The 19,727-nt window shown below is 42.7% G+C and carries 16 protein-coding genes; 13 read left to right on the top strand and 3 right to left on the bottom strand.

Annotation, left to right across the window (positions count from 1 at the left end):
- Entirely contained in the window at positions 1-1,119 is a 1,119-nt protein-coding gene (locus tag L8106_RS23380) for a hypothetical protein (protein ID WP_009786954.1), read from the bottom strand.
- A 91-nt stretch (positions 1,120-1,210) separates the two neighbouring features.
- Here L8106_RS23380 and L8106_RS23385 point away from each other — a divergent pair, with 91 nt between their 5' ends.
- The 6 genes from L8106_RS23385 (at position 1,211) to chlP (ending at position 8,593) form a co-directional block, all read left to right on the top strand.
- Positions 1,211-4,405, top strand: coding sequence for an alpha-mannosidase (locus tag L8106_RS23385; protein ID WP_009786955.1), 3,195 nt, complete (start codon positions 1,211-1,213; stop codon positions 4,403-4,405).
- A 5-nt stretch (positions 4,406-4,410) separates the two neighbouring features.
- On the top strand, positions 4,411-4,809 hold the full coding sequence (locus L8106_RS23390) for a hypothetical protein (RefSeq protein WP_009786956.1): 399 nt from the start codon (positions 4,411-4,413) through the stop codon (positions 4,807-4,809).
- 41 nt (positions 4,810-4,850) lie between these two features.
- Positions 4,851-5,240, top strand: coding sequence for a DUF6152 family protein (locus tag L8106_RS23395; RefSeq protein ID WP_009786957.1), 390 nt, complete (start codon positions 4,851-4,853; stop codon positions 5,238-5,240).
- Complete coding sequence (locus tag L8106_RS23400; protein WP_009786958.1) at positions 5,240-5,734, top strand: hypothetical protein; 495 nt, start codon at positions 5,240-5,242, stop codon at positions 5,732-5,734. The genes L8106_RS23395 and L8106_RS23400 overlap by 1 nt, the downstream gene beginning before the upstream one ends.
- 44 nt (positions 5,735-5,778) lie before the next feature.
- Positions 5,779-6,813 (top strand): NAD(P)/FAD-dependent oxidoreductase, encoded by a 1,035-nt coding sequence (locus tag L8106_RS23405; protein ID WP_009786959.1) that lies wholly within the window; start codon positions 5,779-5,781, stop codon positions 6,811-6,813.
- Positions 6,814-7,372: 559 nt separating this feature from the next.
- Positions 7,373-8,593, top strand: coding sequence for a geranylgeranyl reductase (gene chlP, locus L8106_RS23410; RefSeq protein ID WP_009786960.1), 1,221 nt, complete (start codon positions 7,373-7,375; stop codon positions 8,591-8,593).
- Positions 8,594-8,730: 137 nt separating this feature from the next.
- On the opposite strand, the gene L8106_RS23415 is transcribed toward chlP, so the two are convergent.
- Complete coding sequence (locus L8106_RS23415) at positions 8,731-9,069, bottom strand: hypothetical protein (protein ID WP_009786961.1); 339 nt, start codon at positions 9,067-9,069, stop codon at positions 8,731-8,733.
- Between the two features lie 609 nt (positions 9,070-9,678).
- On the opposite strand from L8106_RS23415, the gene L8106_RS23420 reads away from it, so the two are divergent.
- Entirely contained in the window at positions 9,679-10,803 is a 1,125-nt protein-coding gene (locus tag L8106_RS23420; protein ID WP_009786963.1) for a hypothetical protein, read from the top strand.
- Between the two features lie 74 nt (positions 10,804-10,877).
- Positions 10,878-11,036 (top strand): hypothetical protein, encoded by a 159-nt coding sequence (locus L8106_RS32525; RefSeq protein ID WP_009786964.1) that lies wholly within the window; start codon positions 10,878-10,880, stop codon positions 11,034-11,036.
- A 495-nt stretch (positions 11,037-11,531) separates the two neighbouring features.
- Here the strand turns inward: L8106_RS32525 and msrP are convergent, their stop codons facing one another.
- The gene (gene msrP, locus L8106_RS23425; RefSeq protein ID WP_009786965.1) at positions 11,532-12,512 is read right to left on the bottom strand and encodes a protein-methionine-sulfoxide reductase catalytic subunit MsrP; all 981 of its coding nucleotides are present in this window, start codon (positions 12,510-12,512) and stop codon (positions 11,532-11,534) included.
- Between msrP and L8106_RS23430 the strand changes: the two genes are divergently transcribed.
- The 5 genes from L8106_RS23430 to L8106_RS23450 all read left to right on the top strand — a co-directional run bounded on the left by L8106_RS23430 (position 12,496) and on the right by L8106_RS23450 (position 19,700).
- A complete protein-coding gene (locus tag L8106_RS23430) occupies positions 12,496-12,747 on the top strand; it encodes a hypothetical protein (protein WP_009786966.1) in 252 nt (83 codons plus the stop codon). The two genes, msrP and L8106_RS23430, sit on opposite strands and share 17 nt — an antisense overlap.
- Before the next feature lie 114 nt (positions 12,748-12,861).
- Complete coding sequence (locus L8106_RS23435; protein ID WP_039897056.1) at positions 12,862-14,901, top strand: serine/threonine-protein kinase; 2,040 nt, start codon at positions 12,862-12,864, stop codon at positions 14,899-14,901.
- A gap of 419 nt (positions 14,902-15,320) precedes the next feature.
- Positions 15,321-16,781 carry a cell wall metabolism sensor histidine kinase WalK gene (locus L8106_RS23440; protein WP_009786968.1) on the top strand — a complete coding sequence of 487 codons (1,461 nt, stop codon included), beginning with the start codon at positions 15,321-15,323 and terminating at the stop codon, positions 16,779-16,781.
- 22 nt (positions 16,782-16,803) lie between these two features.
- Positions 16,804-17,472, top strand: a complete 669-nt coding sequence (locus tag L8106_RS23445; RefSeq protein ID WP_009786969.1) for a response regulator transcription factor — start codon at positions 16,804-16,806, stop codon at positions 17,470-17,472.
- A 284-nt stretch (positions 17,473-17,756) separates the two neighbouring features.
- Positions 17,757-19,700 carry a pentapeptide repeat-containing protein gene (locus tag L8106_RS23450; protein WP_009786970.1) on the top strand — a complete coding sequence of 648 codons (1,944 nt, stop codon included), beginning with the start codon at positions 17,757-17,759 and terminating at the stop codon, positions 19,698-19,700.
- The last annotated feature ends 27 nt before the right edge of the window (positions 19,701-19,727 follow it).

A 19,727-nucleotide genomic window follows, 5' to 3' on the forward strand; every position in this document is an offset into this window, starting at 1 on the left:
CTATCTTTGTTTGATCCATTCCCAGGCTCTGATCACCCCTTCTTCAATCCAAAACAGCACTCGATCTAGCCATTCGAGTACCTGTTCTAAGGGATGCTTGACATAACCCACTGCTGTTGCTTCTGCTGACAAATACTCTCGGGAGGCGCTATCGTTGCGATCGCCTAGCTCAGAATATTTTATGGCATCACTCATTATTAAACCACAGTCTGGGGAGGTTGTCAAGCTCTTGGCGGAATATTTTTCAGATTTCGTCGTGGAAGTTGCAGCCAAGGGACGCCGGGAATTGGCAAGAATTGGGGCTTGACTTTTTTGGGGTTGGGGGGTTAATTGTTGATTTTGAGGGTTTCCACTCAGCACATTTTCCGGTTGAGACTCGGAGTGTAATTGAGAGTTATAATCTTTAAAAAAGAAGTAATCTATCGCCGCCCAAATTACCGCTTGAACTTGATGAAAATTGGCGGAGGAGGGTTGAATGGAGTGATTTTCTGGGGTATGAATCGTTAATTGTTTGGCACTCGAAAGCCATGCTTGACGCAGGGTGATTCCCAATTCTTCAGTTGTGCGAGTGATTGCCTGGGTATAGTTTTGGGCGAGGGTGATGGCAGAAAATACGGGAGATTCGGGAGAAGATTGAGGAGAGTATTTTGTTCGAGAAATATAGAGGCGAAGTTTTACCCGTTGTCTCCAAGAAAGCACATCTAAAATTTGATCATCTGCCCCCACTAAGACTAATTTTTTTGTTTGCCGTTGAGAGGCGATCGCTTGCACTGAATCGGGATGCACTTTTAACCGTCGAGAACGTTTGACTTCTTCACGGGCAATGATCAGAAGATCAAGAATGGGCTGGTCACAGCAGTCTCCTTGTTGCTTCGGACTGGTTTGCGCCGCGTTGAGTTGGGGTGACTCGGGAGGTTGAGTAGACTGAAGGCGTTTTTTTCCTTTGACCAGACTCTGAAACAGGGAGTAAACTGAGTACATCACGGCTTGTACCGTTGTACTGGTCGAAAACTGAACTTGTCGCCAAGTCAAACCACAGTGATCGAGAAACTGCTGATAATTCTCGACAATTAAGTTCAACAGACGGCTTTTAAAAGGGCCAGAAGCAGGAGAGGACATCTCTAAAAAGGGGTTTAATTTTGAAATTGGGGTTGATTCGGGATTGGAGTCAGTTTGTCTAACAAAAATCGTGCTTTTATTTTAACGAATAATGACCGCATCTGGAGTATCTTTATCTCAAATTTCACTCACCCTCGAGCGCCTGCGTCAGTTAACGCGGGTGGATGTACAACCCTGTTGGAATAATTTTCTATCTGAGGGGATAGTTTCTCGGGTGGAGTTAAATGCTCGCCGACACGTTGCTTGGCCGCGTCAACAGAATGTTGAGTTAATCCAAAATATTATTGTTCCGACAACTTTAAACAATTTTCCGTTAACGGATTTAAGTTTGCGGTTAGTTTTAAGATGGTGGGCTGAAGATGTACAGATTTATGTTAATGATCAATTCAGACAAGCGGGAGACTTATTTGATTGTTCAACCCGAGTTTTGTTATCGGAGTCTGTTCAACCCGGAGATCAATTTACGGTTCGTTTACGATTAGTTAGTCCGAAACATGATGACGGAGGATTAGTTCAGTCTATTTGTGTTTATGAAACCTTAGCAGCAGATCGAGTTGACCCCGGTTTTCTCGCGGATGAATTAGAAGTATTTTTAATTGCTATCACCCAAACCCCATCTTATAGAAATCAACGACAAGAACATCTCAACTTTTTAACCACCCTCCTCAACAAAATAGACTGGTTAGCCTTACCTGAATTTCCCCAAAAATTCGACAACTCTCTCATTGCCCTCCGACAAACCCTAATTGATTATATTTCTACAAACCTTCCCAACTTTGATTCAAAAATTGCCTTACTCGGACACGCACATTTAGATCTCGCTTGGTTGTGGCCTGTTGCTGAAACCTGGAAAGCCGCCGAAAATACCTTTAAATCTGTTTTATCCCTGCAACAAGATTTCCCTAACTTAATCTTCACCCATTCTTCTCCCGCCTTATACGCTTGGATAGAAACCCATCATCCCGATTTGTTTTCTCAAATTCAACACCAAGTTCAAACCCAACAGTGGGAAATTGCTGCGGGGTTATGGGTTGAACCTGAACTTAATATCATCAGTGGAGAATCTATTGTTCGCCAACTCCTCTACGGTCAACTCTATACCCAAGAAAAATTCGGTCAACTCTCTCCTATTGCTTGGCTTCCTGATAGTTTTGGGTTTTGTTGGCAACTTCCCCAATTGTTGAAACAAGCGGGAATTAACTATTTTGTGACGCAAAAACTGCGATGGAATGATACGACTCAATTTCCCTATAGTTTATTTAACTGGCAATCTCCCGATGGCACCGAAATCATTAGTTATATGTCTGCCCCCATTGGAGAAGGAATTGACCCGGTAAAAATGGCGACTTATACAGCCGAATGGGAAACTCAAACCGGATTGAAAACTGCTCTTTGGTTGCCTGGAGTGGGTGATCATGGGGGAGGGCCGACTCGGGATATGTTAGAAGTGGCTGGGCGATGCCAGAGTTCACCCTTTTTTCCTGAATTGGGGTTTTCTCGGGCAGTGGATTATTTATCGGAGATTTCTCAACAGTGTGGGGAACTTCCTGTTTGGTCTGATGAGTTGTATTTGGAGTTTCATCGGGGCTGTTACACGACTCACGCTGATCAAAAGCGCTGGAACCGTCGCTGTGAACATTTGCTCTATCAAGCGGAGTTGTGGTCTGCGATCGCTACTTTACTGACCACTGCGGTTTATCCAAAAGCTGAATTAGAAGCGGCTTGGAAGCAAGTCTTATTTAACCAATTTCACGATATCCTTCCCGGTTCGGCTATTCCTGAAGTTTACGAAGATGCCAATCAAGCTTGGCAAGACGCTGACAACACTGCCACACAGCTTCGGGAAATGGCATTGACGGCGATCGCTGCTTTTATCCCTCTCTCTCCTCCTCCGCAACCGGATTTTCAACCGGTTTTGGTTTGGAATAGTCTCAATTGGTCTTGTTCTCAGGGGGTAGAACTTCCTCTATCTTCTCCCGAGGCTTGGCGGCTGTATGATGCTTCTGGAAAGGCTTTACAGGTTCAAGTCTGTCGGGGAAAATTGCGGTTTTTAGCGACTGATGTGCCGTCGGTGGGTTTTCGGTTGTTTTGGTTGGGGCGAAAAATGGCTGAAACTATTGAAACTTCGTTCTCTGAAGCGGAAAATACCCCTATACAGACAGACGCTTTCGCTAACTTTAACACAAGTATACCACTGATACAAAATTCTGTCAATCTTAATGTTAATTCTCCTCAAACTTGGGTATTAGAAAACGAATTTCTAAAGGTGGAAATCGCCTCTGAGACGGGAAATATTAGCCAAATTTGGGATAAAAAAAACCAGCGAGAAGTTCTCTCAGAAATAGGCGGGAACCACTTACATTTTTTTGAAGATTCGGGTCAGTATTGGGACGGGTGGAATATTGATCCAAACTACAATCAACATCTGTTAGGACCCCCTCAATTACAATCAATATCTTGGCAAGAATGTGGGGATATTCAATGGCGCTTACAAGTCGTAAGAGTTTGGCGAACATCAGAATTTATTCAAGATTATGTTTTAGAAGCTAATTCTCCCGTCTTAAAAATTGAGACTCGGGTAAATTGGCAGGAACGTCATGTATTAGTAAAAGCGGCATTTCCGTTAACTGTTCCCGTTGATTTTGCTTATTGTGAAATCCCCTGTGGAGTGATCAAACGTCCGACCCAACCCCAGACTGAAAGCGAGAAAGCTAAATGGGAAATTCCGGCACTCCATTGGGTAGATTTAGGGGATGAGAATTATGGCGTGAGTCTATTAAATGACTGTAAGTATGGCTATGATATTCAACCCAATCAAATTCGATTAACTTTATTACGCGGTTCGACCTGGCCTGACCCGAAAGCAGATTTAGGAATCCATCACTTTACTTATGCGATTTATCCTCATGTGGGAGATTGGAAAGCGGCGAAAGTTACCCATCGGGGTTATGAGTTGAACCAACCGTTACAGGTCAGAGTTCCTTCTCGAGAAAGTTGTCAATTTTCAGAACAAGCTTTAGATTCAAATAGTTTTCTGAACGTCCCCAGCGACTCCTTAATCTTGATGGCATTCAAACAAGCCGAACATAATTCCCAAGCATGGATTTTAAGATTTTATGAGAGTATGGGTGAGAAAACTGAGTTAAAATTAGACAATCAATTCGGACTGGATATTGCTCATTCGGTTAACCTCTTGGAACAACCGATAGAATCTCCCAGCTTTCCTCAAATTTCTCCCTGGAAAATTGTCACGGTGCAATTATCGAACAATTCTGAGTTATCGTAAAGATTATGTCTTTATCCCGAACTGTTAATCTATTTATTCCCCGTTCTCGATTGTGGCAAATTTTGCTAACTGTTTTAGTTTGGAGTTGGGGATTACCTGGACTTGCTCAAAGTCGAGTGTTAATCACTCCGAACTTTAGAATTGAGATTGAAAAATTATGTCCCGAAGGTGTGGTTATTTGTGATCATATTCGCTATATTGGGACGGATAGAAAAACGGGAAGTTCTCTGGAGTTGATGGGGAGAACTTATCATACAACAGGTGCGGATGGGGTAACACCTTCTCGGTTTGTAGGGTATATTTTTGAGAATGGAGAATACAAGTATATTCTCTCTCCAGAAGGACACCTGAGAATTTTACAAGGGGAAACTGTTTTACTCGAAGAAAAGGGAAAATGGCAATAAACTTAGTTCAAAATTCTCGTTTTTGAGAGGAGATTAATTCAATGCAATATCGCAAACTCAGACCACTCATAATCACATTCTTGATGGGGGCAACATTGACGACAATGATCTCTTTTGTTGCTTCTCATAAAGCATTTGCTCATCATGGTTGGAGCGAATATAATCAACAGGAAACCTTAAATCTAACCGGAACAATTCGGAGTATAGGTTCTGAAAATCCCCATGTTGTGATTGAAGTGGAAACAGCTAATAATCAAGTTTGGCGGGCGGTACTCGCTCCACCGTCTCGAATGCAGAATCGGGGATTACCCCAAAGCGATCTCAAAGTGGGAGAAACGGTAGAATTAGTGGGGTATCCTCATCGTTCTGAGAGTCGTGAACTTAGAGCAGAACGAATTATTATCGGTGAAAAAACAGTCGAATTGCGTTGATGGAATTAGCAATAGAGACCGAGTGGTTAGTCCAGTTGAAAAATAGTGCATTGGTGGAGTTGATTAACCAATGGGTTTGGACTTATCCGATGATCGAAGCCGTGCATATTTTAGGGATAACCTTGTTAGTGGGGTCTGTGGCGCTGTTTGATTTGAGATTGTTGGGAATTGCTCGTCATTTATTGGTAACAGATCTAGCACAGTATCTTTTACCTCTGTCTTATGCGGGTTTTGGGGTTGGGGTTCTGTCGGGTTTTTTGCTATTTGCAACGGATGCGCCTGCGATCGCTTTGAATCCCTTTTTTCGGTTAAAATTGATCTTGATTTTAGGAACTGGCATCAATGCGATGATTTTTCATTGGAAGTGTTATCCTTCTGTTCTACAATGGAACCGTAATATCAAACCGCCTGGGAGGGTACAATTGATTGCGATGGTTTCACTTCTACTCTGGGTTGTTGTGATTATTTGTGGGAATTTGATTGCTTATGTCTAGGGTTGAGGTTGAAGATATTCTCATGATTCAGGGTGAAACTCAAAATGACAACTGTTTTTGATATCGCAATCATTGGCGCTGGGTTTGCAGGGTTAATAGCCGCCCAAGACTTAAAACAAGCGGGTTATTCTGTGATTGTGTTAGAAAAATCTCGCGGAGTGGGTGGGCGTTGTGCAACTCGTCGAGTTTCAGATATTTGTGTTGATCATGGTGTGCGGTATTTAGCAGCAACCGGAGAACACACTCAAAATTTAATCAAACAGTTAACAGCCACAAATGTTTTAGAACTGTGGACAGATAAAATCTATGGGTTTAAAGAGAATCAACTTCAATCTCTACAACCTCAATCTTGTTATATTGCACCCTCGGGAATGAATTCTGTCGGGAAAGAACTGGCTGTGGGTTTGGATATCTGGTTTAACCGTCGAGTACAAAGATTAACCCCAACTGAGAATAAAACTTGGTATCTGAGTTTGGAAACAACTCACCCCACCGCAACCGAAAAACCCCAAGAAGTCGAAGCCAAAGCCGTTATTTTGGCGATTCCTGCACCACAAGCGTTATTATTGTTAGAATCGCTAACTGCTGAACTTCCGGCTAACTTCGTAGAACAAGTCCGTTCTGTCGAATATGATCCTTGTATTACGGCGATGGCTGGATATCCTGAAAACGAGTTAACCCTTAAAAACTTCCCCGAAAAAGCGATAACGTTTCCCGAAGATGAAATTCTAGCTTGGGTGGGATTAGATAGCAGTAAACGACTCAACCCCCAACACCCTGTTTTGGTGATTCAAAGTTCGGCTAAATTTGCAGAATATTATCTTGATACAACCGACTTACAACCCGTTGGGGAATTGTTGTTAAAATCGGTATCTGATTCTTTGTCTTTGGGAAATGCTGAATGGATGCAAGTTCATCGCTGGCGTTACGCCTTTTGTCGGAAATCTTTATCGGTTTCTTGTTTAACCACAACTATTCCTTCACCCTTAGTTTGTTGCGGAGACTGGTGTGGGGGAAATGACAATATCGAAACGGCGTTAATGTCTGGGAACGCTGCGGTGAAGTTTTTTCAAGATTAATCTTCTCAGGGAAATTCCGTCGGAAATTGCGATCGCCAGAAGTAACATCCGTTTGATTTCTAATCACCCCTCAAAATTGGGGTTTATAGGCGCGCACATTTTCCCATGATAAAAATATAGCATTAATAAGAAATTTTGTCAAGGGATTTCCGATAGAAATTCCGGGCGATCGCATTTACAGTGACCAGTTTTACAGTTGTCAGTAATTAGTGGTATGGGACGCGATGGGCGCAAGCAAAACCCTTGTAAGGTGATCAATACTTTTGGTAGGGAGAAATCGAAGTGATCGCGAAATCAACACCTAAACTCAGACCTAATAGGCGGACATATTTTCCCATTATAGAACTTACCATGTCGGTTAAAACTTGTCAAATGCTGGTGTAATTAAACTACCGAAAGCGATCGCCGAATTTCCAATGTTTACCAAATGTAGCGAGAAATATTACGCAGTGTTAAGCACTATTGCAATGTATCACAACTCTAAAAATTCAGCGTCCGTGGTTCCTTTATCCGTGATACCATCTGACCTGATAACAATGAGAGAGATAGGAGAAAACCTGTGACGCTACGGGTTGCTGTTGTCGGTTCTGGCCCCGCTGGGTCTTCGGCCGCTGAAACATTAGTTAAAGCTGGAATAGAAACCTACTTATTTGAACGCAAACTCGATAACGCCAAACCCTGTGGCGGTGCCATTCCTCTGTGTATGGTGAGTGAGTTTGACTTACCTCCGGAAATTATTGATCGGCGGGTAAGAAAAATGAAAATGATTTCTCCATCTAACCGCGAAGTTGATATTAATCTGATAAACGAAAACGAATATATTGGGATGTGCCGTCGGGAAGTTCTCGATGGTTTTATGCGAGATCGGGCAGCAAAATTAGGAGCAAACCTAATTAATGGTACGGTTTATAAACTTGATATTCCGACCAAGAAAAATGAAGCTTATACCCTCCACTATACCGATCATTCGGAAGGAAATAGTCGGGGTACAGCCAAGACTTTAAAAGTTGATTTAGTCATCGGTGCAGATGGGGCGAATTCTCGGATTGCCAAAGCAATTGATGCAGGCGATTACAACTATGCGATCGCTTTCCAAGAACGAATTCGCATCTCTGATGAGAAAATGGCTTATTATCAAGACCGGGCTGAAATGTACGTTGGAAATGACGTTTCTCCCGACTTCTATGCTTGGGTATTCCCCAAATATGATCACGTCGCAGTTGGGACTGGAACCATGAAGGTGAACCAGGCGATGATCAAACAGTTACAAGCTGGAATTCGCGCCCGTGCTGCTCATCGCATCGAGGGTGGTAAGATTATTAAAGTAGAAGCCCATCCTATCCCCGAGCATCCCCGTCCTCGTCGAGTTGTCGGTCGGGTGGCGTTAGTGGGAGATGCAGCCGGAACCGTTACGAAGTCTTCCGGAGAAGGTATTTACTTCGCGGCTAAGTCGGCGAGGATGTGTGCGGAAACGATTGTCGAAATGTCGAACAATGGTGCTAAAATTCCCACCGAAGATGACCTGAAAATTTATCTCAAACGTTGGGATAAACAGTATGGTATGACTTACTTGGTGTTGGATATTTTGCAACGAGTCTTCTACCGGACTGATGCAACTCGTGAAGCGTTTGTCGAAATGTGTTCTGATCTTGATGTTCAGAAGATGACGTTTGACAGTTATCTGTACAAAACGGTTGTTCCGGCTAACCCTTTAGTTCAGATGAAGATTACCGCTAAAACTCTTGGAAGTCTGTTAAGAGGTCATGCGTTAGCGCCTTAAGTTTTCGATTGATATTATATCACAAAACTGCCTGGTTTCTTCACAAGAGAAATCAGGTTTTTTTGTAGGGTGCATCAGATTTTTAAAGTTAATAATAGGAAAAATAATCTTTGATCTGATGCACCCTACAGGTTTGACTAATCCTTAATACCAAATTTTTGGTACAACATTTTTCTCAAAATATTGCTACTACGCTCTACAAATTCATCCTCAGTTTCATTTTCTAATGGTTCACCAATAGAATCACTAAATTTTGAGATAAACGCTTTATCTGAAACTAAATTAGATACATCTTCTGAAAACTTCTCTGCTTTGTCCTGTGAACATGAAAACGGTGTTAGAAAAAATGGTGCTAATTGAACACGAACCGCTGACTGGAGAGAACTTTGAATAGCTGAGAGCGAGATATTAGAATTTGCTAAAGCTTGATCAGGTAACTTCTTAGCCTCGTCCATAAACTCTTTTAAACTGCTCATTACTTATCCTCTTTTTTACTTTTTTACTTTTTTACTTTGTATTTGTCCAAGATCTATAAAAAACACGAAGCAACTCTGCAAATGTTTGAACAGTTGTTTCGATAATTTGTCGCTTTGTTTTCTCGGGCAGCTTATCCCACAATTCCCAGAACCATTTGATTAGGTCAAAAATAAAGAACATGATCCAGTTATCTCCTCCAAAATGAGAGTGTAATTTTTTTCAGAGTTAATCATTAGAATCCAATATCCTAATTAGCACTTTTAACCCTCTATATTAAGCTGAAACTGAAAAAATTAGAAAAGCCAGGGTAAAATTACCGATCTTTAAAAAAGATTGGAGTATTAATTTTATTGCCAACATCCGTAATTTTACAGAGTTCATTTTATAAAAGAAATACAATCAATATTTTGTCAATATTTTAGTTGTAATTATCGTTATTTTAAAACAACATTAACATCCAACTCACCCAAAAGTAATTCACTCCACAAAACTATAGTTACTTATTGGTAGGGTGCATCAGACCCAAATTGATTGTATATATCATTAACTTCAAAATCTGATGCACCCTACAGACTATAATAGAGGTCGGTATCCAACCGAGTCAATTCATGTCTAGACCCACCTTTTATATCGCGATTACCAATCATGGATTTGGTCATGCAGTTCGCGCCGCTTCTGTCGCCGCCCAAATTCAACAACTGTGTCCTGATAGCCTGTTAATTCTCGTCACAACCGCCCCTCGTTGGTTGTTAGAATCCTATATCGAAGGTGACTTTATCTTGCGTCCTCGGGCATTTGATGTGGGTGTAATTCAGTCCGATAGTTTAACGATGGATAAAGCCGCCACCTTAGAAAAGTTACAGGAAATTCGCAAAAACCAAAACTCAATTATCGCCGGAGAAGTTAACTTTATCCGTCAAAATCGAGTTGATTTAGTCTTTGCTGATATTCCCCCGTTAGCGGCTTCTATTGCTAAAATAGCTGGAATTCCTTGTTATATGATGAGTAACTTTGGTTGGGATTTTATCTATCGAGATTGGGGTGGAGAATTTATTGAAATTGCCGATTGGGTTGGGGATTGTTTTAGTCAATGTGAGGGTTTGTTTAGACTTCCCCTTTACGAAGACATGAGTGCTTTTCCCCATATTACTGATGTCGGTTTAACCGGAGGAAATCCGCGTTATGATTTGGATCAACTCAAAGAAGATTTTCAAATTAACAGCACCCCTGAAAAAACAATCCTCCTCACCTTTGGCGGATTGAGTTTAGCTAAAATTCCCTATGAAAACCTAAATAACTTACCCGATTTCACCTTTATAACCTTTGATAAAAATGCTCCTAAACTTCCCAATTTAATCTCAGTTCAAACTCAAAAACAACAAGTCAAAAGAGCAGTAGATTATACCCATATTCGTCCCGTTGATTTTATGCCAATCTGTGGACGAGTCGTTTCTAAACCCGGGTTTAGTACCTATTCTGAAGCGATGCGGTTAAATATTCCAATTGTAACGTTGTCGAGAGATGGGTTTGCAGAAGCCGAACTTTTATTAACAGGATTACAAAATTATAGCTATCATCAAATTTTAACCTCTGCACAATTTTTTGAAAGTAATTGGGAATTCCTGCAACACCCGTTAAGCCCGCCTCGCTTGTCTGATACTTTGGATAAAACCGGAAGTGAAACGATTGCCAAAATGCTTGTAAATGCGGTAAAAAGCGGGTTGAAAAACTAATTTTGATCAATCATCCCGAAAAGCACAAATAAGCCGAGAAAATGAACCTAGCCCAATATTCAGGAGTTTAGAAGATGGATGTCGAAATTTATGTTTTAGTGGATACTTCAACTGCTTTAACAAAAGTAGATATTTTTCAGTCTGAGACTGATGCAGTTTCCGAGAAAAACAAACGAGAAAATCCTGATAAAGTGGAAGTATTCAAGAAAAAAATTACGGTTTCTACCCAATAAAAGTTATTCAATAAAGTCTCAAGACTAATACTTATTAAAGTCAGAAAATTAAGGCATAATTCCCAATACCAACGGCTCAAAATAACATTCTCTGATCAATCTTGTCTCCAACCTCTGGTGGAATCTCAGTATAGCGCTACTTGAATCGGGAATAGGGAACAGCGGTGCGACTAGGCGCGATTCTCAATCCGCTCTGCGTAACGCGCACCAAGAGAGGGAACACCGGATCAGCAGACTATGAAAGCGGTGTGACCCTGCGGCTTTGTAAGCCGCCAAGGAATGCACACGCCTGAGAGGGTTTCAGAATTTAGAAATGTCCTAACCAATTTGCGTAGTGCTATAGAATGGTAATTGCTAGGGTCAGTTGTCTAGATTGATATTTCCATTAAATAAAAAAAAGAAAGGGAATTATCGGATAATCTTATCCTAATCTTCCTTTCTTTTCTGAAAAACGAATGATTTTTCGAGTTTTAACGATTAGATTCTCTGATGTTTCTAAGTATAAAGCTCGCCCACATATTCTTCATAACCATTGTATAAAAGGGTCGGTTGTTCTTCCCAAGTAAAACTCGGAGCATTGCTAACAATTCGTTCCGTGGCTTGTGACCATCTCGGATGAGGAACATTGGGGTTTACATTGGCTACAAACCCATATTCATTCGGAGCTAATGTATTCCAAAAAGTAGCAGGTTGTTTGTCTAGAAATTCGATTTTGACAATCGATTTAGCCCCTTTAAATCCATACTTCCAGGGAATCACCATCCGCAAAGGTGCGCCATTTTGTTTGGGTAAAGTTTTCCCATAAATTCCGGTCGCAAAAAAAGCGAGGTCATTTGCCATTTCTTCAATTCTTAATCCTTCTGCATAAGGCCAAGGATAATTGACCGCCCAAAAACCGGGGCCTGTGGTAATTTTCGGGTCATAAAATGAACTAAACCGCACAAATTTCGCGTCAGATGTCGGTTCAACATCTTCTAAAAGTAACCGCATGGGAAACCCCACCCAAGGCACAACCATCGCCCAGGCTTCTACACACCGAAAACGATAAATTCGTTCCTCAAAGGGAAACTTTTTTTGGATGTCATCAAGGTCATAAGTTTGGGGATTTTTAACCAGTCCTGTCACTTCAACTTGCCAATTTTCGGTCGGTAAAGCTTGAGCCGCTTTCCAAATTGATTTAGACCCTCCAAACTCATAATAGTTATTATATTGAGTGGCAAATTCTGAGCTAGTTACCTGCCCGACATCAGAAAACTGGGGATTTTGAGATAAATTAGAATAGGGAGTCAGTTGATCTAATCCCGGTTGAGTGGAGATAGCAGGAGTGCGATTGCAACCCGCTAGGGGTAGAGTCGTTGCACCTAAGCTTGCCCCAATTAGACTTTTTAGAAAACGACGACGATTGAGAAAAGTTGATTCAGGAGTGATCAACCGCTCGGGAAGTTCCCAAGATTGAGGGATGCGAATTAAAGCCATTGGAGAAGTGGGTCAGTACAAATCATTAAGTGACCTTCTTATTTTAACGATTGAAATGGGTAGCCTCGGCTCTACCCTCCGATTTTCCCGTGATATAATCGCAGAAGAAGTTAAAATTCGGAAATTTCAACCGATTGTCAGGGAAAAACCCCTACCGTTAAAAGCTTGGAACTTTCCAAATTCCAAGGCTGAACCCGTGTTATCGACTCAATCTTCCCACTGGACAATTGATTAAAGGGGTAGCAAAACACTAAACGGATTCTGCCTGGGATCAATCTTCACATCTATACTGTTGAGGAGGGTGTGGGGATGTCAAGATAGTATAGACAGACTTAACGACTTGCCAGTTATGAGTTACTGCATTAATCCCAACTGCAAACATCCCCAAAATTCCGCTCACCATAGCTTATGCCAGAGTTGTGGGTTCAGTTTAAGGCTTAAAGATCGCTACCGCATCATTAAAGTCTTGGGTCAAAGTATTACCAGTAGAACGTTTTTGGCAGTCGATGAAGATCAACCGTCCAAATCTCGCTGTGTGATCAAACAATTCCGACATCGCGATCACTCCCCTTCTGCCTCGGGCGATGGTGATGCAGTTAACCTCAGACTGGTTCCTCTCAATCCGGTTTCAGCATCAGAGTTAGAACGATTAGGAAAACATATCGCTGTTCCCGAGTTGTGGGCATCTTTTCAACAAGATGATTATCAGTATTTTGTACATGAGTATATTTCGGGTGGCAACCTGGGATGTGAACTTGACCATCATGGCATCTTTCGAGAAACTCAAATTTGGCAGTTGCTCAATGATGTTTTACCGACGTTAGAATTTATTCACGAAAATAATGTCGTTCACGCCGATATTAAACCCGAAAATCTGATTCGTCGTTCTCCGTCTGACTTGGATAGCCACCAGACTGATGACGAACCGGAAATCGCATTGGTTGATCTCGCCAGCGCCATTTATCCAGAAGACACTCTGATCTTTGACGACAATCATCAAGGTTCAGCCGAATATTCTGCCCCCGAACAACTGCATCAACAAGCCAGTCCGAATAGCGATCTCTACAGCTTAGGGGTGACTTGCTTACACTTGATGACTCAGGTTTCTCCTTTTGATTTGTATGATGTCAAATCCGATACTTGGGTCTGGCGAGATTATCTCAAATATCCCGTCAGTGGACGCTTGGGCCGGATACTCGATAAGTTGGTTCAGCGTCATCCAGCTAAACGTTATCAGTCAGTAACAGAGGTGATGCAGGACTTGAAAACTGGCCAAGTTCTCGCACTTAATACCCTATCGGCTCAACAAAAATTGATGCTGACAGCCTGGGGAGGGGCAGTGGTGGCGATCGCTTCTTTAATCTTGAGTTCTATCCCCTCCAACGTCTCGCGGATGTCTTCCCAGTCTCCTGAACCCGTTTATCGTGTACCCGAGACTCGCGCTTTCCCTCCAGAGATCAAACGCATCCCCCCGCAACTGAAAAATACTCCGGCAGTCCGCACCTTGATGCGAAGTTTTAGTCCAGTCTGGGCGATCGCCGTCAGTCCCAACGGTCAACTCGTCGCCAGTGGCACAACGGATGGCAGTATTAAAGTCCTAGATATTCATACGGGTGATGTCTTGTATACCCTTTCTGGTCATTCTGGGCCGGTTGGTGCTTTAGCCATTAGCCCGAATGGTCGTTTGTTGGTGAGTGGGAGTGGTGACAATACCCTCAAAGTTTGGGATTTGTGGAGTGGTAAATTAATCAAAATGCTCTACGGTCACAAAGCCTGGGTGTATGGGGTTGCTTTTAGTCCCGATGGACAAACGGTTGCCAGTGTGAGTCGTGACCAAACCTTGCGGTTATGGGATGTTGAAACCAGTGAAGAAATCGGTCAACTCAAAGGTTATGCTGAAGATGTGCAGTCGATTGTCTTTAGTCCGGATCGTCAAACTTTAGTGAGTGGGGGCAGTGACGGGACAATTGAGATTTGGAACTGGCGGACAGGTCATTTACTTCGCAACATTAAAGGACATCCAGAAGCCATTTGGTCTGTCGCAATTACTCCGGATGGTCGTACCTTAGCCACGGGCAGTTGGGATCACAGTATCAAACTTTGGGACTTAAATCGCTTACAGTCTGAGTATTTTAGCAGTTTACCGGAACGTACCCTCATCGGTCATGGGGATAAAGTTCAGTCTTTGTCTTTTAGTCCGGATGGTCAAACCCTTGCTAGTGGGGATTTTGCCGGAACGGTTAAATTGTGGCAAATTGAAACAGGCGGACTGATGGGAACCCTCAAAGGTCATAAATCTTGGGTGGATGTGGAATTTTCACCCGTTGATAATACCTTAGTCAGTGGGAGTTTTGACGATACGGTTAAGGTTTGGAGACTCTCACCTTAAATGACTTTTGGGTGTTTGGAGTTGGGAAACCGTTAACAATAATCAGTGTATCAACAACCCCTTTTTCCCTTCCTGAAAAACTCTATATGGTTCACACCCCCATCCGCCACATATGGGGGTTTTTAGTGCCGTAACATCAGCCTGTAACCCCGAAAAACCCGCTTTCTCAAAACTCCCCAGACCCCATTCCCCAGGCTTCAATTTACAGATTCTTTACATAAACCCCCCTAATGTAAAGATAGATTGACAGATCGGGGTGAAAATTTAAAGCTTTTGTAAAGCTTTTGTAAAGCTTCAGTAAAAATACGATTGAGATATATCCAATCAATTTAACTTGATGTTAATATCTAAGTACACATCCGGTTTATAATGCCCTTTATCCCAAGTCCAAGTCAAATTGTAAGATCGGGCCTGAGACCATGAAAAGCTTAACAATTAAAAGCTTAACAACTAAACGAGTAAAAGCCAACCCTTTTTTTCAAGTTCGGAGAATATTCTGGGAAACCCGAACTTACATTTTTCTCTGGTATTTGGTTGTGATGGCTGTCTTTATCGGCCTATCAGTCCCTATTTTTTCTATACTGATTTGGCGGCAAGTCAATACTAGAGTAGAGGAAGAATTAGTAGAAGAATTGAAAGCCTTTGATACATTAATAGACGAACAAAAGATAACAGAAGAAGGTCTAACCCAGGAAAATCTTCCCAAATTTTTTAAACATTTCTTGTCCGTTAGAATTCCTGAAGACGATACATTTTTGATCACTATACTTGATGGTAAATTTTTCCGTTCCAGTCCCAGAGCATTGCCCGAAACGGTATGGCAGAATTCGGAACTGATGGGTTATTTCCTGCAACTGAACAAAAGTGAACGGAACAGATATAAAACTTCTGATCCCAATATTGGGGATATTATGTATCTAACTAGACCCGTTATTGCTGAAGGGCAAATACGAGGTTTATTTGTGGTGCTGCATACCACGGCTGGCGAACGGCAAGAAATAATAGAATCAGAAATTATTGTTATTAAAGTCTTGTTCATTGTTCTTTTTTGGGCTTTAATTTTGGCATGGATAGCATCGGGGAAAATATTGGCTCCATTGCGATCGCTCTCAACGACAGCCCTAGCGATTAGTGAGTCAGATCTGAGCCAAAGAATCCCAATAAAAGGCACTGGAGAAATGGCAGAAGTAGCCATGACCTTCAACAAAATGATGGATCGCCTTGAGGCGGCTTTTACGAGCCAGCAAGCCTTAATTAATGATGCTAGCCACGAACTGCGAACCCCAATTACAATCATTGATTGCCATTTAGAACAACTCACAACCGATTCTCAGGAGCAGAAGAAAATCGTAAAATTGCTCAAAGATGAGTTGAATCGGATGAATCGCTTAGTCAATGATCTTCTGCTGTTAGCAAAAGCCGAGCGACCCGATTTTTTAAATTGCGAAATTGTCGAAATTGGCTCTTTGACCGAGGAATTGTATACCAAGGCGACGACCCTAGCCAAGAGAAATTGGTGTCTGGAAGTTAAAGGTACAGGTCGCATTATTGCTGACCCACAGCGCCTCACTCAAGCCTTTCTCAATCTAGCTCACAATGCCACCAAGTACACAAGCGAGGATGATGTGATTACCGTGGGAGCGACTATAAGCAAAGGCAAATTCTCTTTGTGGGTGCGAGATACCGGAGAAGGAATTGATACTGCCCACCAGAAAAAGATATTCGAGCGTTTTGAGCGAGATGTCAATGGCCGTCGCTCTGAAGGTTTGGGTTTAGGATTGGCGATTGTTAAAGCAATTGCTTCTGCTCATCAAGGTTGGGTCGAATTAGAAAGTCAAGTGGGTATTGGAGCTACTTTCACGATTGTTATTCCCGTCTAATTTATTGGAGGAGACACTAAAAGTGAAACGAATTCTGATTGCCGAAGATGAACCCCACATCGCTGCCTTTCTGGATAAAAAACTGCGAGATAATGGCTTTATCACGACAATAGCAGAGGATGGCTACGAAGCGCTAAATCAAGTTCGCCACGAACAATATAACCTCCTAATTCTCGATCTGGGTCTGCCGGGTATAGAAGGAACAGAAGTTCTCGAAGAATTACGCGGTCAGGGAGAAGAAATACCCATTATTATTTTGACGGCCCGGGATGAAGTCGGGGATAAAGTCAGTGGGTTAGAAGGGGGAGCCAATGACTATGTAACTAAGCCTTTTAGCTTTGAAGAATTGCTGGCTCGGATACGCTTGCAATTGCGACAGCCGAGTACACCCGAACCGAAGGCCGAAAGGTTTTTGAAAGTGGGTAATATTACCCTTGATATCCGATCGCGTACTGTTATGGTGGGCGATCGCAGAGTTGAGTTATCAAACTATGAATTTATTCTTCTAGATACCTTGATGCGCCATCCCGATCAAGTTTTGAGTCGAGACCAAATTCTCAATTATGTTTGGGGCTACGATTATGATTCAAGCTCTAATATTGTCGATGTATACATAGGATATCTCCGCAAAAAGCTTAACAGAAATTTAATTGAGACGGTTAGAAGTGTGGGCTATCGACTGCGAAAATAATGAGAAAATTCTTAGAATCTTCTTAATTTTATATCATGCTGATTCAGCGGTCAGTAAATTATATTTAATTTGTACCGAATCCGGTAGATTAAAGCCTTGAAATTCAACAAGAATCAAAGCTCTAATCTAAAAATATACGGGCTTCTTAATCAAGAGAGTATATTAAATCGGATTTAGGGATATTATCTTCGGTCAAATTGCACATTTTACCCGCTCTAATTGGCTTAAATTGTTCAAAATTTAAGTTAATTATTGGGTGTATTACTCTAGGGGGAATTTCTATCATGGCAGTTTTTAATTTTAGCGAACAGGATCTCGTTGGAAATAATTTTAATGGTCAAAATCTAAATGGTTCGACCTTCTTTAAGGCGACTTTAACCAATGTTTCCTTTGTTAACACCTTACTCAGAGGAACTAATTTTGAGGAAACAGGCTGGTTGAATGTTAATGCTAGCGGAGCTAACTTCCGACCCAGCGCAAACTTTCCAACTACCAGCTTTTTCAAAGCCAATTTAGAGAACGTTAACCTCAGCGGTGCCAACCTGCGACAGGTAAACTTATCAGAAATTAGTACAAATGGCATTAACCTCTCCAATGCCCAATTACAAAATGCTAACCTCTTCAAAGCGGGTCTTGATGGTGAACAGACCAACCGACCCAACCTGAGCGGAGCCAACTTGACTGGAGCCGATTTAACAGAAGCTAATTTAAAAGCTGCCGATTTAACCAATACAATCTTCACCAATGCCAATCTGCAACTGGCTTCTTTAGAATCAACTCTCATGGTCGGCACCAACTTCACCGGCGCCGATTTCACGGGAACGAGCATCACCGATGTCACGATTAGTAATCCTATCTTTAATGGAGCCAACTTAGCAGGCGTCAGTATGACAGATGTCGATCCTGCGACTGCTGAAATTAATACCAATGCCAGCTTCATCGGGGCAAATTTAACGGACTTCAGCGCAGAGGATCTCAATTTAGGGGGAGCAATCTTCACAAATGCTCAACTCACTGGTGCATCCTTTGCCGACTCTTTCCTCGGGGAAGCGAATTTTGTGGGTGTATCAGCCGAGGGTCTTTTCCTCGAAGGTGCAGATCTGAGCAACGCCGACTTTACCGGAGCCGATCTGAGCAACGCCAACTTCAACGGAGCCAACCTCACCGGGGCTGACTTCACGGGAGCCGAACTCGATGGAGCCAACCTGAGCGGCGCAATTTTGACCGGAGCCGAACTCGATGGAGCCATCTTAGATAACGCTTTCGTCGAGAAAACAGACCTGTCTGGGGTTAACTTGACCGGGGCCAGTTTGGTGGCTGCTAACCTCAAAGAAGTGATTGCGATCGGCAGTAATTTCCAGGATGCTAACCTCAGTGGTGCCAACCTCGAAGTTGCCAACCTGACCAATGCCGACTTCGGCGACGGCCCCGATGCCGATACTCTCGGAGCCGATTTAAGCAACGCCAACCTCACCAAAGCTGACTTGACCGGGGCGAATTTAGAGGGGGCGAATTTGAGTGGTGCGATTTTAGTTGACACGATTGGTCTTAGCGGAGGTACAGGCGGCGGTGGGGCAGTTCCCACATCTGGCAACGACACCCTCAATGGCGGTACGGGCAACGATACTATCAACGGTGGCCTCGGAGATGACGTGATCAATGGTGCCGAAGGCGCTGACAGCCTGCTCGGTGCGGGTGGCAACGATACCCTCTATGGGGATTTGGGAATTGCTGAAACCCTATCTGGAAACGATGTTCTCCGGGGTGGTGCGGGAAATGACGTTCTCGATGGTGGCTTTGGTGCCGATCAGATTTTCGGTGGCGCGGGTTTTGATATTTTGTTTGGGGGAGCAACCGGAGGAAGCGAAACGGCTGCTGATATCCTGACAGGCGGCGCAGCCTCCGACCTGTTTGTGTTGGAAGCCACGGGCTTTTTAGTAGAACCTGTCGAACCGTCCTTCCCGCCCGAACCCGTTCCTCCCGAACCCTCTGGCGACATCATTACTGATTTCCAAGACGGTATTGACCTGATCGAGTATGAGTTTGCGGCGGGTGTCGTCGATCTCAGTGAATTGATCATTAGTGGTAACGGTACGTCTCAGGTAACTATAAGCGTTGAGAATGATGGTTCTCCAGAAGGATTACCGGACTACACTGAAACTGTCGCTGTTTTGAACGGTGCAGGTGGCTCTGTTGTTACCATTACAGAGAGTGATTTCTTCATCTAAAATCAATTAAAAATTAATGGGGATACG

Source organism: Lyngbya sp. PCC 8106, assembly GCF_000169095.1.
Lineage (GTDB): Bacteria > Cyanobacteriota > Cyanobacteriia > Cyanobacteriales > Microcoleaceae > Capilliphycus.